The sequence below is a fragment of the Holdemanella sp. genome, assembly GCF_056804935.1.
In genome coordinates, this window is record NZ_DBMEXE010000085.1 from 1 (window position 1) to 421 (window position 421).

Sequence of the window (421 nt, forward strand, 5' to 3'; positions counted from 1 at the left end):
TTAATGCACTTTTATTTGATGGACAGCAAGTGTTAAAGTCTGAATATCTTAAGGATGAAAACAGTGAACTTGTCATGAATGTTTCTAGTAAGCATGTGGATATCATCAAGCGGTATGAGGATGGTACATATTTAGATTTGTTCGTGATTGAAAGCCAAAGCTATGTAGATCCGTCCATGGTCGCAAGAGTTATGGAATATGAAAGTGTTGCTCGTATGCGTTATATTCGTCAAAACTTTAAGAAGCATGTACCTATGTACACAAGGCTTCCCATGATTTTAACAGTTGTCTTGTATGTGGGTGAAACCAAGTGGAATGCTGCTAAAAGATTGAGTGAACTAGAAATCATACATCCTGGCTTTGAAGATATGTTCAATGAGTTTAAACTGAATCTGATTGAGCTAAACACAAATCACAAGTA

The 421-nt window shown here is 36.1% G+C and carries 1 protein-coding gene; it reads left to right on the forward strand.

Translation table 11 applies throughout. The features are described from left to right. Positions 1-421: Rpn family recombination-promoting nuclease/putative transposase (locus ACZQCL_RS05240; protein ID WP_482482065.1), on the forward strand; the 421-nt coding region annotated here is incomplete at both ends.